The organism is Pseudomonas fluorescens, from assembly GCF_000730425.1.
GTDB classification, from domain to species: domain Bacteria; phylum Pseudomonadota; class Gammaproteobacteria; order Pseudomonadales; family Pseudomonadaceae; genus Aquipseudomonas; species Aquipseudomonas fluorescens_X.
The window spans coordinates 1,300,755-1,313,827 of the sequence record NZ_CP008896.1; the positions used below are offsets into that span (position 1 = coordinate 1,300,755).

The window sequence follows — 13,073 nt, forward strand, 5'->3', positions numbered from 1 at the left end:
GATTTCCCCCGCTCCCGGCGCCCTGCCGACCGAACACAATCCTCCACCATACAGCCCAACTGCTACGCTGTTTACTCCAAGAAGGAACACAAATTCCAAACTCTGGCCGGCTCCCTTCCTTAATCTCAAAGTTTTACGAAAACCAACTAGCCTTTGAAATTTTCATCATGAAGCTCACTGACCGGGTTGAACAACAAATTTGAAATCGCCATAGCCAGGCCATCTGGATTATCATGCATAATCATATGAGTGCTGTTGCTTACGCACTCAACAGCACATTCTAATTGAGTAAAAAAAGAAAAATCCCCACCTGCCGTCTTGTCCGAAATAATAACCCCCTTCTGCTTGGTCTTCAACAATTTAAACTTCGGAGCCCAGGCCAGGCGATCTTCTATAACTACCGATTGCGCCCACTGATATATAGCATAAGGAGAGTATATGGAAAAACTTCCGAGCCATGAATCATTTGCATCATCACTTAGCTGCCCCACTGTTTTTTTAAAGCCGGTGGCGACAAACTCATCCATAGTCATAGATACGATCCCAGATAAAAACTCCGCCCCGTATTTATTGATTCCCGGCTCGCACAAAATCAACGAATCCACTCGATCCGCCATACGCTCAGCAAGCTCCAGTGCAACTAAAGCGCCAGCACTATGTGCGAATATACTAAAGTTCAAATCACCCCAACTATTTACAAACTCAGTTAAAATCTCAACCAGACCACTGCCACTATAATCAATATCAGTCGGTTTATCACTGAACCCAGCCCCCATCAGGTCAACCAAAATAGTTTTGAGTCGAGGATAGGCGCTTGACATAACCACTGCTGGATAATCACTACTGCAAGAACATCCCAACCCATGAATAAATAATACTGGCGACTCTCCCTTATATATTTCGTGGTAGCGCAACCTATCTCCCCTGCCAGTGACAAAAACTTTCATACCCGCCCCCACCATTCTCGAAATCAAAAAACTATTAAATCTTTAATCAATCATATATTTGACTAAATAAAATCCATGCCTCTTACCCCCTCAAAAATCACGAGCGACGTAAAAATATGTTCGCCAAGCATTAAGCTGTCAAGCCACACTTTTGAGTAAGAGACGACTAACTGCGCCCAAGAATGGCGTCGAGGGAGTGGTGTGCCGCCGCGTACTTTGCCAAGGAGTGCGACTGAAGTACGCCTTTATCAAGCAACGCGCGGGGACTATTCGATTCGACGGCTTTGCCTGACGCTGAAAGTCCACCCCAGTGGGATTACGCCTGATTGTCTGAGCCGCAATCTGCACGCGCCAAAGACAACCAACGACTGCTGGGTTTGATCAAGCACTCATGGCTGGAAAGTGGCGACGTGATGTTCAAGCGCCACTTGCACGCCCAGCAAGGCGTCACGACCCACCCGTTCGTACAGGCTGTTGATGAGTACGCCAACGACCTTCTTGCCGACCGCGACGTCGACACCCCAACCCTGGGCTACTTATTGATCGCAGGGATGGCGGGTTCAAGGGTGAAATCGGAAGATTGGAGCTACCCGGCCGGAGCAATCATCCACTTGGAAAGCTCGGCGAGATTGCCGAACGCCTACTCAAACCCTTGACTGATGACACCCTGATCGCTCAAACCGAGGACAACAAACTGTGAGCCCCTACGTTGAGATCGATAAAGCGCTATTTGCGCTTGAGGATCCTGATAAACCTGCCCTAGACGACGGCGAGGAATAACCCACCCTACTCGTGGCACACGGTAACCGGGGGGCGGCGCTTGACTGTGGTAACAGCAAACGAGTCAACGCCTTCTCTAATGAGTGGCAACACGTATATCAGTATGCCTGCTCAGGTGCGTCAGTCAGAGATAGATATTCAAGCAGTTCCATCAAGTGTTGCAGCCATACAAAACTTAATCATTCGCGCGAGCTAAAAAGTTCCCTCACCAAAAATAAAAAAAACAATTCACACCCAAGCCTTACTTACTTCGACTTAAAGCCTCCACTAAACCATTGAAATAAAAAATCAATAAAAATTAATAATTATTTTCTATCACCTTAATAGATCCCAACTATTTTTCGCACGCTTGACACAATGTGTCCTTAATGAAATTTTGTGTCGCGAATATTTATAAAAGGAACTACCTGATGGAAAAATGATTATCTAAAAATCTAAATAAAATTTTCCACGGAGGCCTTCGAGTTCCCCGCGGCTATGCACAAATCAATATATGTTAGTATAAATATGAAAAACATCAAACTACTTTCTTTGCTAGCGCTGGCTATTTCAGGAGCTGCACTCGCCGCGCCCCCGCCTCGCGATGAGGCTAAAGAAAAACCACCGACCACTCAGCCTACGACAATAGATCGTGATAAAGCTCTTGAAGATGCAAAAAACAACCCAGGAAAAGTCGTTGACCTAGGAGACGGAGTTACCGTCACAACCGCCCCTCATGACCCGCGCATTAGAACTGATTATACTTTCAACGAATTTCTGAAAATTGTAAATAAAGCATTTACCCAACCTGTTACCTCATTCTTTGAGTCTGCTGACGATCTCCACGCTGCATTAAATAATAAAACTCCGACCTTTGACCCATCGGATCGGGAAGTTTTGAGCAAGGTAGGTCAAGTGATTGCAATGGTGGTCGGAGCCTCGGGAAGCGTGGGAACCATTATGGTCACCACTGGTCAGGTTGCAGGTATCGCCAGTGACGATGTCCAGACAAAAATGAACTCTTTCCCCCTTGGTTTTAGGCTTCAGGGAAAGGAGGTTATTACCATTGAACCTCTTGGTGGCCCTCGAAAGGTGAGTTCCTCGGGTGACGTTGTAAGCCCAGACGGCAAACCAATCACAAGTATCCTTAAAAGGGTAAACGGCCGGATAGGAATTCCACTGAGCCCCGTAACCCCACCAAAACTTCCATCTAATTTGGAGCTTGAACGTCTACCCTCATTCGGTGACTTACCACCAGAACACGAAGAATTTATTCCTAACGAAAGTGATGACGGACCTTTGCCTAGTGAACTGACAGACAACGAGAGCAGCCTTCATCCGACTCCACTTGAAGAAGCATTGAAGATGGTGATCATCCCTCAGCGCGGAGAGGAACTTGTTACTTTAGTTCGGGGAACCTCAAAGTTACCAGTAGAAATGATGGCTGCAAATGGAAGTGCTGGAGGGGAGCCAGCCAATGCACTTGTAGGTCGGCCCACTGTAGATCAAGTTAAAACTCAAGTTGGAAAGGGGAGCTTTCTTCCAGAATTCTCCACAGACATAAAAATTGGAGATGCTTTCTCCAGAAACCGCTATCTAGTTGTAGTCCGCATAAAGGCTAAATATCTTACTCGCGGTAGCAAGGTGGAGGAAGGATTCGTTGCAAATAAAAGCGCTCCCATTGAGATTTTAAAAGTTTATGACCGGACTTTTGGAAAACCTGAGGTTACGAGGCCAAACGCATCATAAATTTTAATCAATAGTAAATGACGGGGCTACCATGCCCCGTCATCTTTATGTCTGGATGGTGCTCTACCAAGCCTGAAACATGAGTAGTCCGGCTTACTCAAGCGAGCTCCAAAACTCCAGCGTTCCAGCTCTTATACTTCAACCCACTTTCACCTATTCGGCTCCGTACGATAGGTAAGCTCATACCATCGAACAAGATCAGCAATCAGCTTGAGTCCCAGACGTAGCTCAACCTCAAGCCTTTCCTCGGGGAAGTTGAGTAGCCGCACAACCTTATCGCCTATCAGGCGTATCGCTTCCACATCGGTATTCGTACTTATCGCAGCCACCGTCAGGTTTTTGCCGAGTCGAAATCAATCGCCAAAATTAACGAATCACGCCAGTCACCCGTGACCTATCGTTTTCTGTTCGTATCGGGAATAAAGCAGCCCACTAAAAAGACGCTCGCTGGCCCTACAAGCCAAGTGACGCTCGTTCCTGGAAAGACAATTGGCACTACGAAAACAATTGCAAAAAGGCCTATTGCTGTCCATAGCTTCCTACGCGGCGTGAACCACTCGCGGAAGGCTTCAAGTTTTTTACCGGCCATTGCCGCTCTCCCTGACAACCAATTCGAAAAGATCATCACTTCTACAAATAAATCAAGCCAGCCGGCGAGGCCCCCTATGTCCACACAACAGAAGAAACACCTCTTCGATTTCAAAACCCAATACGGACTCGGCTTCAACCCTCAGGACGATGAGATTGTTGTCGACTTCTTCTGCGGTAGTGGCGGCGGCGGTACCGGGCTTGAGATCGGGCCGGGCTGTGCGGTGAATGTGGCGAAGAACCACAGCCCGCAGGCGATCAGCATGCACACCGTCAACCACCCAGGCGCCCGGCACTTCACCACTGACGTGTTCGAGGGTGATCCGGACGCCGAGTGTGGCAGCGCTGGGTACCACCACGTCGACCCGTTTGGGGCGACTCGCTGCGCAATCGTCAAGGCTGCCGCTGAAGTCGGGAGGGGGTCATGATCCCAGTATCCTCATGCCTGAAATGTCTGCACTTTAGCTAATGAACTGCGCTGTGATAGCTAGAGCTGCCGCAACGCTACTCCGTGCTGCTTGCATGCCCGCCCTCAGATACGGGACATATGCCAGGCTCCAAGCAATATATAAAGGGAGCGACTATTTGGATTTCGCCGTCCTTAAGCATTGAAGGTGGCGGCGCAGGTGCGGGTGATGCTGCCGTGATCAATACCTGTACAGCAGGAACGAAGAGTTCCGACCCTGAATAGCTGATTATTTTCTGACGTGACAAGTTTCCTCGGGCGTCGACGAAGAATTCAGCTCTTACCATGCCCGTCGCCCCTAGAAGTCGAGCTTGTTCGGGGTAGTATTTGTACAAGGACAAATGGGTGAGCAACTGTTGCTCCCATAAGCGCTGATCTGCCAGTTGTTGAGGGCTTGGGCCACTAACGCAAGCACAAAGCAGTAAAACAAGCACTATCCAGCTGTACTTCATGAGTGCATTTCCTTTGACGTTTTCGTTCGCGAAGTGAGTCTTGAGAAAGACGCATCGCATGCCCTATCTCATATCTCATGATTGAGCTTGCTCGAAAATGTCCGAGATAACGGGGTAGCCCCGCAGACGCCTTAACCATCTCGCATTTCCTTTAAGAATCTTTCTCATTAAACCATAAATTCCTGCCGGTGAGCGCCGGGCGAGGTATTCCTGTGCTCAAAAAAATTGGAAAACTCATCAGTGAGCCGCTGCGCAAGGACGACAAGAGCCGGCCGCCGCGTTGGCGTCTTGGAATGCGGCTGAACCACATCCACAACGATCTGCACTCCAATCACCCAAAACCCTGCAACGCCATTGTTATGGCGGGCCGGCCATTGATCTACAAGCCGTTCGGCTATCGTTGAAGCAGGTTCGAGGCCGTGAAGTACGAATGCAAAGCGAAACGCTCACTGAGGAAGAGCTGACGGCAATCACTGGCTACATGATCCCCTCATGCAACGGCCGGCTAGACAAAAACAGTTGGGAGTACGTACTGACCAGAGCAAGACGGCCAGTTGTCGGCCGGATCTATGCCCGAATGAAACTGGCAGGTGTAAAGCCATCAGCAGAAAATGTCGCGGCCGAAACATGGGCGCTAGATTTGTCAAAGGCAGGATAAAAAGATGCGAGCAAAGAAAGCGGCAAACAGGGGCCTGCCGCCGCGGATGATGTAGAGCGATAATCTCCTGAGCCTGAAGCAACTGCGCAAGCCACCCCGTTGATAAAGGATCTGGCAGTAGTTGCGGAAAGCGACTTGAACGATGCGGAAACTAATGGTTTAAACTACATCCAACTATTGACCCCTAGAAACACAAAAGCCCCGCAATCGCGGGGCTTTTGTCTGAATCTTGGCGGGAAACCAGGGATTCGAACCCTGGGAACGCTATTAACGTTCGCCGGTTTTCAAGACCGGTGCATTCAACCACTCTGCCAATTTCCCTTGTGCAACACAGGATTATACTAGCCCATCCTGTCTCAGCGGGCGCCATAATACCCGAATGAAACACACTGTCAAACTCTCTGCATAGCTTGTTACAGAGCGTCTGTTATGATCTTTGCGACTGAACGTTTCAAAACTGGAGGAGTGTCGCCATGCGCGAACAGGATTACGCAGTTAATAGCAACGTGCAGGCTGAGCAGCTAGAGGTTAGCCGCGTCCTGCGCAATACATACGGCCTGCTCGCCCTCACCCTCGCATTTAGCGGCGTGATGGCGTATGTGGCACAGCAGATGCGTGTCGGCTACCCGAATATCTTCGTGGTATTGATCGGCTTCTACGGCCTGTTTTTCCTTACCAACAAGCTGCGCGACTCGGCCTGGGGCCTGGTGTCGGCGTTTGCCCTGACCGGTTTCATGGGGTTCCTGCTGGGCCCGATCCTTAACCGTTACCTGGGCATGCAGGGCGGCGCGGAAGTGGTCAGCTCGGCATTTGCCATGACGGCATTGGTGTTTGGTGGCCTGTCGGCCTATGTCCTGATCACCCGTAAGGACATGAGCTTCCTCGGCGGCTTTATCACTGCTGGCTTCTTCGTATTGCTGGCGGCCGTGCTGGCGAGCATGTTCTTCCAGATCAGTGGCCTGCAATTGGCGATCAGCGCCGGTTTCGTGCTGTTTTCCTCGGTGTGCATTCTGTTCCAGACCAGCGCCATCATCCATGGCGGCGAGCGTAACTACATCATGGCAACCGTCAGCCTGTATGTATCGATCTACAACCTGTTTGTCAGCCTGTTGCAGATCTTCGGCATCATGAGCCGCGACGACTGATCCCAGCGTTATCAAAAAGCCCGCTTCGGCGGGCTTTTTGTTGCCTGCGGCTTTATCATTGGCAAAGGTTTGCCCACAGAGTGTTCCATGAAGTTCGCGATTGCGCTTTTTTCTGCCGCCCACGCGCCCTCCTCGCGCCGCGCCCTGCAATTTGCCCAGGCTGCGCTGGCCGGTGGGCATGAGATTGTGCGGCTGTTTTTCTATCAGGATGGCGTCTACAGTGCCGCCAATTCGATAGTCACGCCTCAGGATGAACAGGATATCGCCCAACAATGGCACGCCTTCGTCAGCGAGCATCAGCTTGATGGCGTGGTCTGCATCGCTGCGGCGCTGCGACGTGGGGTGCTGAATACCGAAGAAGCCACGCGCTACCAGCGCAGTGCGGTGAATCTGGATGCTCCGTGGGTGCTGTCGGGCCTTGGCCAGTTGCACGATGCTATCCAGGACGCCGACCGTCTGATCTGCTTTGGAGGGCCATGAAATGTCCAGATCCTTGTTGGTAATCAGCCGTCAGGCACCATGGTCCGGGCCCAGCGCGCGAGAAGCGCTGGATGTGGTATTGGCCGGCGGCGCATTCGATTTGCCGATTGGGCTGCTGTTTCTCGATGACGGGGTGTTTCAACTGGCAACCGCCCAGGATGCCAGGGCCGTGCAGCAAAAAGACGTGACTGCCAACCTGCAGGCTCTCTCGCTGTTTGGCATTGATGATGTATTCGCCTGCAGCCACAGCCTGGCTGAGCGCGGGTTGACCGCCCCCGAAAGCGCGCAGCCACTGAGCGACGAGCAGATTTCCCAGATGATTGACCGTTACGATCAGGTGATGACCCTCTGATGTCGACCTTGCATGTGTTGTCCCACTCCCCTTTTTCCGACAGCCGCCTGGACAGCTGCCTACGCCTGTGTGGCGCACCGGATGCGATCCTGTTGTGCGGCGATGCGACCTATGCCCTGCAAGCCGGCAGCGCACCTTTCCAGGCCCTGCAAGCCAAGGCCCTGGGCATCTTCGTACTTGCCGAAGATGCCCAGGCCCGCGGCCTGTCGTTACCGGAGTGGGCCAAAAGTGTCGATTATGCGGGCTTTGTGCAGTTGTCGATCGAGCATGACAAGGTCAACACCTGGCTATGAACACCCTGACCGTAGGCACGCAAACCCTTGCGCTGGACAAGGACGGTTACCTGGTTGACCTGAATGCCTGGTCGAACGAGGTGGCCAATGCCCTGGCAAGCGCCGAAGAACTGGAATTGAGCGACGAACACTGGGAAATCCTTGAACTGCTCAGGGGCTTCTACCAAGAGTTCCAACTGTCACCGGCCACCCGCCCCCTGATCAAGTACACAGCCTTGAAGCTGGGCCCGGAAAAGGGCAACAGCCTGCACCTCAACCGACTGTTCAAAGGCACTCCCGCCAAACTTGCCGCCAAGCTGGCGGGCCTGCCCAGGCCGACGAACTGCTTATGACCGATTTTGCCCCGTTGATCACCGAAACACCTGCCGAGCATCCCTTTGCGCCGTTCGTGCGCATCCTCGGCAAAGGCAAGCGCGGAGCTCGCAGCCTGACGCGCGAAGAAGCCCGGGAAGCCATGGGCATGCTGCTCGACGAGAAGGTCGAGGACTCCCAGCTTGGCGCGTTCCTGATGCTGCTGCGCCACAAGGAGGAAAGCCCAGAGGAGCTCGCCGGCTTCACCGAGGCCCTGCGCGAACGCCTCAACCCGCCATCACTGGAGGTGGATGTGGATTGGCCCACCTATGCCGGGAAAAAGCGCCACCTGCCGTGGTACCTGCTGGCCGCCAAATGCCTGGCGCAGAGCGGCGTGCGGATTTTCATGCACGGCGGCGGCGCCCACACCGCCGGTCGGCTGTACACCGAGCAGTTGCTGGGCGAGCTGCAGATTCCACTGTGCCGCAACTGGCAACAGGTCGAGGCAGCTCTCACGCAAGGCAACCTGGCGTTTATGCCGCTGGGCGACTGGGCCCCACAACTGCAACGCATGATTGACCTGCGTAACATCCTCGGCCTGCGCTCGCCCATCCACTCCCTGGCCCGCATCCTCAATCCGCTGCGCGCTCGCTGCGGCCTGCAAAGTATCTTCCACCCCGGTTACCAGGGTGTACACCGCGATGCCAGTGGCCTGCTGGGTGACAACAGTATTGTGATCAAGGGTGATGGCGGCGAGATCGAGATCAATCCCGATACCACCAGCCACTTGTACGGCACCAGCGGCGGCGCGAGCTGGGATGAGGAGTGGCCGGCCCTCTCCGCACAACGTCACGTCAAGCCAGCCAGCCTCGACCCCGAGCATTTGAAGGCCTTGTGGCGCGGTGACGTGCAGGACAGCTATCCACAATTGGCACTGATCGCCACCATGGCCCTGGCCCTGCGCGGCCTTGGGCACCCACGGGAACAGGCGTTCGAGCTGGCCAAGCAGTATTGGGACGCGCGGGATAGATCGATTTAATCGATCATTAACCTGAACCCTTTGCGCTATTTCTTCGAACCCAGACGATTAGACTGCACTCCAACGCTTAACAGCCAAGGAGTCAGTCATGGGTTTGCTGATTGAAGGACGCTGGCATGACCAGTGGTACGAAAGTAGTGCAGATGGCGCCTTCCAACGAGAACAGGCGCAACGCCGCAACTGGGTCACCGCCGATGGCCAACCTGGCCCGAGCGGGGATGGCGGCTTCCAGGCCGAAGCCAGCCGCTACCACCTGTATGTCTCCCTGGCCTGCCCGTGGGCGCACCGCACCCTGATCCTGCGTAAGCTCAAAGGCCTGGAAAGCCTGATTGACGTTTCGGTAGTCAGTTGGCTGATGCTGGAAAATGGCTGGACCTTCGACAAGGCTCATGGCTCTACCGGCGACAAGCTCGACGACTTTGCCTTTATGCACCAGCGCTATACCGCCGACACCGGCGACTACACCGGGCGCGTCACGGTCCCAGTGCTGTGGGACAAGAAGCTCAATCGTATTGTCAGCAATGAATCGGCGGAGATCATCCGCATGTTCAACAGTGCATTCAACGAGCTGACCGGCAATACCCTGGACCTCTACCCCGAGCCGCTGCGCCCGACCATTGACGCGTTGAACGAGAGGATCTATCCCGCTGTGAACAATGGCGTGTATCGCGCAGGCTTTGCCACTTCGCAGCAGGCGTACGAAAGTGCATTTGCTGAGGTGTTTGCCGAACTGGACCATCTGGAGCAGCACTTGGGCGATCATCGCTACCTGGCCGGTGAATACCTGACCGAGGCCGATGTACGGTTGTTTACCACGCTGATTCGTTTTGATGCTGTGTACTACAGCCACTTCAAATGCAACCTACAGCGGATTGCGGATTATCCGAATCTGTCGAATGGGTTGCGAGAGCTGTATCAATGGCCGGGAGTGGCCGAGACGGTGGATTTTGCTCATATCAAAGGGCATTACTACGCCAGCCACCGGACGATCAATCCTACAGCGATTGTGCCGAAGGGGCCGTTACAGGCTTTTGATAGCCCACATGATCGAGAAAGATTGAACGGCAAAGGGATATGGCGCTGATTCAAGCCTTGCGTTGAATGCATTGGCCTCATCGCCGACAAGCCCGGCTGCCACAGTTGATCTGTGTGCGGCCGGGCAACAGGGTTATACCTGGGATTGGGCGCCCTCGAACCACTTCAGCTTCTCACGCAACACCACCACTTCTCCTACGATCACCAGCGTCGGAGCATGTACTTCATGCTCCGCCACCAGGCGCGGCAGGTCGGCCAGGGTGCCGGTAAATACTCGCTGGTTGGACGTTGTGCCTTGCTGAATCAATGCCGCCGGGGTATCCGCCGAGCGACCATGGCGAATCAGTTGCTCACAGATGATCGGCAAGCCAATCAAGCCCATGTAGAACACCAGGGTCTGTGACGGTCCCACCAGGTCATTCCAAGGCAAATCCGAGGTCCCGTCCTTCAGGTGCCCGGTGATGAAACGTACCGATTGCGCATAATCGCGATGGGTCAGGGGAATGCCGGCGTAGGCCGCACAGCCACTGGCTGCGGTAATTCCCGGCACCACCTGGAACGGGATGCCATTAGCTGCCAGTTCTTCGATCTCTTCACCGCCACGACCAAAAATAAACGGATCGCCGCCCTTGAGGCGCAGTACGCGCTTGCCCTGCTTGGCCAGTTTCACCAGTTGCTGGTTGATCTGGTCTTGCGGTACGGCGTGATCCGCACGGCGCTTGCCGACATACACCCGCTCGGCATCGCGCCGGCACAGCTCAAGAATCGCCGGTGCCACCAGGCGGTCATACAGCACCACATCGGCTTGCTGCATCAAGCGCAGGGCGCGAAAGGTCAGGAGGTCCGGGTCACCGGGGCCCGCGCCCACCAGGTACACCTCGCCCGGCGCATGGGGCGGTTTGCCATTGACCTTCTCCACCAGCAAACGCTCGGCTTCATCGCCTTGCCCAGCCAATTGCCGATCGGCAATCGGGCCCTGGAAAACCTCTTCCCAGAAAGCCCGACGCTGCTGCACGTCGGGATATAAACCTTTGACCTGGGCCCGAAAACGCGCAGCCAGCCCGGCCAGTTGACCGTAGGTGGATGGAATCCAGGTTTCCAGTTTGGCGCGAATCAAGCGCGCCAGCACCGGCGCATCGCCGCCACTGGACACCGCAATCACCAAGGGTGAGCGGTCGACAATCGCCGGGAAGATCACGCTGCACAGCGCCGGCGCGTCCACTACGTTGACTGGCACACACCGGCGCCGGGCATCGCTGGACACTTGCGCGTTCAGTGGCTCGTCGTCGGTTGCCGCGATGATCAGGGTGCAGCCATCCAGGTCCGCCTCCTGGTAACCACGCACAATCAGCTCACCGCCACTGCCCTGCACCAGTTCACGCAACTGGTCTTCAATCAGGGGAGCAACCACCCGCAACAACGCGCCGGCATCGGCCAGCAGCCGGGATTTGCGCAAGGCAATCTCCCCGCCACCGACGACCAACACACGACTGCCGCGCAGGTTATGAAACAGCGGCAGAAATTCCATTTAGCCGATGACCTCAACGCCCGCCATGTAAGGCTTGAGCACTTCAGGTACGCGGATCGAACCATCAGCCTGCTGGTAGTTTTCCAGCACTGCAACCAGGGTCCGGCCAACGGCCAGGCCCGAGCCGTTGAGGGTGTGGACCAACTCCGGCTTGCCGGTTTCCGGATTACGGAAACGCGCCTGCATGCGTCGGGCCTGGAAATCGCCGCAGTTGGAGCACGAGGAAATCTCACGATATTTGCCCTGGCTCGGCACCCATACTTCAAGGTCGTAAGTCTTCACTGCGCTGAAACCCATGTCACCGGTGCACAGCGCCAATACGCGGTACGGCAACTCCAGCAGTTGCAGGACCCGCTCGGCGTTGGCAGTCAGGCCTTCCAGAGCCTCCATGGAGGTCGACGGCTCGACCACCTGCACCATCTCGACCTTGTCGAACTGGTGCTGGCGGATCATGCCGCGGGTGTCACGGCCCGACGCACCGGCTTCACTGCGGAAACATGGGCTATGGGCGACAAATTTGATCGGCAGTTGCTTGGCGTCGAGAATCTCGCCGGCCACGATATTGGTCAGCGACACTTCGGCGGTCGGGATCAGGTACAGATCGGCTTCGCCATCACGGGTGATCTTGAACAGGTCTTCCTCGAACTTCGGCAATTGGCTGGTGCCCATCAACGCCGGGGCCTGAACCAGGTACGGGGTGTAAGCCTCTTCGTAACCGTGTTCGCCGGTGTGCAGGTTGAGCATGAACTGCGCCAGGGCACGGTGCATGCGCGCGATCGGGCCGCGCAGCAAGGCAAAGCGTGCGCCGGACATTTTGGCGGCGGTTTCAAAATCCAGGCCACCGGTCAATTCGCCCAGGGCGACGTGGTCCTTGATCTCGAAATCAAAGGCCTTTGGCGTGCCCCAGCGACGTACTTCGACGTTACCGTCTTCATCTTCGCCAACCGGCACCGACTCATGCGGCAGGTTAGGAATGCCCAGCAGGATCGAATCCAACTCGGACTGAATTTTGTCCAGCTCGACTTTGCCGTCGGACAGCTCGCTGCCCATGCGCTCGACGTCCGCCATCAGTGGCGCGATGTCTTCACCGCGCTGCTTGGCCTGACCGATGGATTTGGAACGTGCATTGCGCTCAGCCTGCAGTGCTTCGGTGCGGGTCTGGACGGTCTTGCGCTGTTCTTCCAGCGCTTCGATGCGCGCAACATCCAGGGCAAAGCCACGGGATGCAAGGCGGTCCGCTACGTCCTGAAGGTTGCTACGTAACAGTTTGGAATCGAGCATGTCGGTCTCT

Annotated in this window: 14 protein-coding genes, 1 tRNA gene and 2 pseudogenes; 12 read left to right on the forward strand and 5 right to left on the reverse strand. The window is 54.9% G+C overall.

Features of this window, described 5'->3' with window-relative positions; all coding sequences use genetic code 11:
* Positions 1-146 precede the first annotated feature (146 nt).
* On the reverse strand, positions 147-947 hold the full coding sequence (locus HZ99_RS27610) for an alpha/beta fold hydrolase (protein WP_158484051.1): 801 nt from the start codon (positions 945-947) through the stop codon (positions 147-149).
* A 205-nt stretch (positions 948-1,152) separates the two neighbouring features.
* Here HZ99_RS27610 and HZ99_RS28380 point away from each other — a divergent pair.
* The 3 genes and pseudogenes from HZ99_RS28380 to HZ99_RS05405 all read left to right on the forward strand — a co-directional run.
* A pseudogene (locus HZ99_RS28380) lies at positions 1,153-1,381 on the forward strand (IS3 family transposase); the annotation flags it as partial.
* A gap of 823 nt (positions 1,382-2,204) precedes the next feature.
* Positions 2,205-3,455, forward strand: a complete 1,251-nt coding sequence (locus tag HZ99_RS27615; RefSeq protein WP_080727668.1) for a DUF4765 family protein — start codon at positions 2,205-2,207, stop codon at positions 3,453-3,455.
* A gap of 665 nt (positions 3,456-4,120) precedes the next feature.
* Positions 4,121-4,411 (forward strand): annotated as a pseudogene (locus tag HZ99_RS05405) (DNA cytosine methyltransferase); the annotation flags it as partial.
* A 136-nt stretch (positions 4,412-4,547) separates the two neighbouring features.
* On the opposite strand, the gene HZ99_RS29375 reads toward HZ99_RS05405, so the two are convergent.
* Positions 4,548-5,021 carry a TonB family protein gene (locus HZ99_RS29375; RefSeq protein ID WP_327157065.1) on the reverse strand — a complete coding sequence of 158 codons (474 nt, stop codon included), beginning with the start codon at positions 5,019-5,021 and terminating at the stop codon, positions 4,548-4,550.
* A gap of 152 nt (positions 5,022-5,173) precedes the next feature.
* Between HZ99_RS29375 and HZ99_RS05415 the strand changes: the two genes are divergently transcribed.
* Together HZ99_RS05415 and HZ99_RS29160 are read left to right on the forward strand one after the other, a co-directional pair.
* Entirely contained in the window at positions 5,174-5,365 is a 192-nt protein-coding gene (locus tag HZ99_RS05415) for a hypothetical protein (protein WP_038441724.1), read from the forward strand.
* 26 nt (positions 5,366-5,391) lie between these two features.
* Entirely contained in the window at positions 5,392-5,619 is a 228-nt protein-coding gene (locus HZ99_RS29160) for a hypothetical protein (protein WP_080727670.1), read from the forward strand.
* 230 nt (positions 5,620-5,849) lie between these two features.
* Here HZ99_RS29160 and HZ99_RS05420 read toward each other — a convergent pair.
* Positions 5,850-5,940, reverse strand: a tRNA-Ser gene (locus HZ99_RS05420).
* A 152-nt stretch (positions 5,941-6,092) separates the two neighbouring features.
* Between HZ99_RS05420 and HZ99_RS05425 the strand changes: the two genes are divergently transcribed.
* The 7 genes from HZ99_RS05425 (at position 6,093) to HZ99_RS05455 (ending at position 10,303) form a co-directional block, all read left to right on the forward strand.
* The gene (locus HZ99_RS05425) at positions 6,093-6,764 is read left to right on the forward strand and encodes a Bax inhibitor-1/YccA family protein (RefSeq protein ID WP_038441725.1); all 672 of its coding nucleotides are present in this window, start codon (positions 6,093-6,095) and stop codon (positions 6,762-6,764) included.
* An 87-nt stretch (positions 6,765-6,851) separates the two neighbouring features.
* On the forward strand, positions 6,852-7,244 hold the full coding sequence (tusD, locus tag HZ99_RS05430) for a sulfurtransferase complex subunit TusD (RefSeq protein WP_038441726.1): 393 nt from the start codon (positions 6,852-6,854) through the stop codon (positions 7,242-7,244).
* Between the two features lies 1 nt (position 7,245).
* Complete coding sequence (gene tusC, locus HZ99_RS05435; protein ID WP_038441727.1) at positions 7,246-7,596, forward strand: sulfurtransferase complex subunit TusC; 351 nt, start codon at positions 7,246-7,248, stop codon at positions 7,594-7,596.
* The gene (gene tusB, locus HZ99_RS05440) at positions 7,596-7,889 is read left to right on the forward strand and encodes a sulfurtransferase complex subunit TusB (protein ID WP_038441728.1); all 294 of its coding nucleotides are present in this window, start codon (positions 7,596-7,598) and stop codon (positions 7,887-7,889) included. Before tusC ends, tusB begins: the two co-directional genes overlap by 1 nt.
* Positions 7,886-8,221, forward strand: a complete 336-nt coding sequence (locus HZ99_RS05445; RefSeq protein WP_038441729.1) for a TusE/DsrC/DsvC family sulfur relay protein — start codon at positions 7,886-7,888, stop codon at positions 8,219-8,221. Before tusB ends, HZ99_RS05445 begins: the two co-directional genes overlap by 4 nt.
* A complete protein-coding gene (locus tag HZ99_RS05450) occupies positions 8,218-9,219 on the forward strand; it encodes a glycosyl transferase family protein (protein WP_038441730.1) in 1,002 nt (333 codons plus the stop codon). The genes HZ99_RS05445 and HZ99_RS05450 overlap by 4 nt, the downstream gene beginning before the upstream one ends.
* Before the next feature lie 88 nt (positions 9,220-9,307).
* On the forward strand, positions 9,308-10,303 hold the full coding sequence (locus HZ99_RS05455; RefSeq protein WP_038441731.1) for a glutathione S-transferase family protein: 996 nt from the start codon (positions 9,308-9,310) through the stop codon (positions 10,301-10,303).
* 84 nt (positions 10,304-10,387) lie between these two features.
* Here HZ99_RS05455 and cysG read toward each other — a convergent pair whose 3' ends face one another.
* Together cysG and serS are read right to left on the reverse strand one after the other, a co-directional pair.
* Positions 10,388-11,782 (reverse strand): siroheme synthase CysG, encoded by a 1,395-nt coding sequence (gene cysG, locus HZ99_RS05460; protein ID WP_029293572.1) that lies wholly within the window; start codon positions 11,780-11,782, stop codon positions 10,388-10,390.
* A complete protein-coding gene (gene serS / locus HZ99_RS05465) occupies positions 11,783-13,063 on the reverse strand; it encodes a serine--tRNA ligase (protein ID WP_038441732.1) in 1,281 nt (426 codons plus the stop codon).
* Between the last annotated feature and the right edge of the window lie 10 nt (positions 13,064-13,073).

Coding starts and splice junctions, on each gene's coding strand:
- HZ99_RS27610 (WP_158484051.1), bottom strand. CDS start 947: ATGAAAGTTTTTGTCACTGGCAGGGGAGATAGGTTGCGCTACCACGAA.
- HZ99_RS27615 (WP_080727668.1), top strand. CDS start 2,205: ATGCACAAATCAATATATGTTAGTATAAATATGAAAAACATCAAACTA.
- HZ99_RS29375 (WP_327157065.1), bottom strand. CDS start 5,021: ATGCGATGCGTCTTTCTCAAGACTCACTTCGCGAACGAAAACGTCAAA.
- HZ99_RS29160 (WP_080727670.1), top strand. CDS start 5,392: ATGCAAAGCGAAACGCTCACTGAGGAAGAGCTGACGGCAATCACTGGC.
- HZ99_RS05425 (WP_038441725.1), top strand. CDS start 6,093: ATGCGCGAACAGGATTACGCAGTTAATAGCAACGTGCAGGCTGAGCAG.
- tusD (WP_038441726.1), top strand. CDS start 6,852: ATGAAGTTCGCGATTGCGCTTTTTTCTGCCGCCCACGCGCCCTCCTCG.
- tusC (WP_038441727.1), top strand. CDS start 7,246: ATGTCCAGATCCTTGTTGGTAATCAGCCGTCAGGCACCATGGTCCGGG.
- tusB (WP_038441728.1), top strand. CDS start 7,596: ATGTCGACCTTGCATGTGTTGTCCCACTCCCCTTTTTCCGACAGCCGC.
- HZ99_RS05445 (WP_038441729.1), top strand. CDS start 7,886: ATGAACACCCTGACCGTAGGCACGCAAACCCTTGCGCTGGACAAGGAC.
- HZ99_RS05450 (WP_038441730.1), top strand. CDS start 8,218: ATGACCGATTTTGCCCCGTTGATCACCGAAACACCTGCCGAGCATCCC.
- HZ99_RS05455 (WP_038441731.1), top strand. CDS start 9,308: ATGGGTTTGCTGATTGAAGGACGCTGGCATGACCAGTGGTACGAAAGT.
- cysG (WP_029293572.1), bottom strand. CDS start 11,782: ATGGAATTTCTGCCGCTGTTTCATAACCTGCGCGGCAGTCGTGTGTTG.
- serS (WP_038441732.1), bottom strand. CDS start 13,063: ATGCTCGATTCCAAACTGTTACGTAGCAACCTTCAGGACGTAGCGGAC.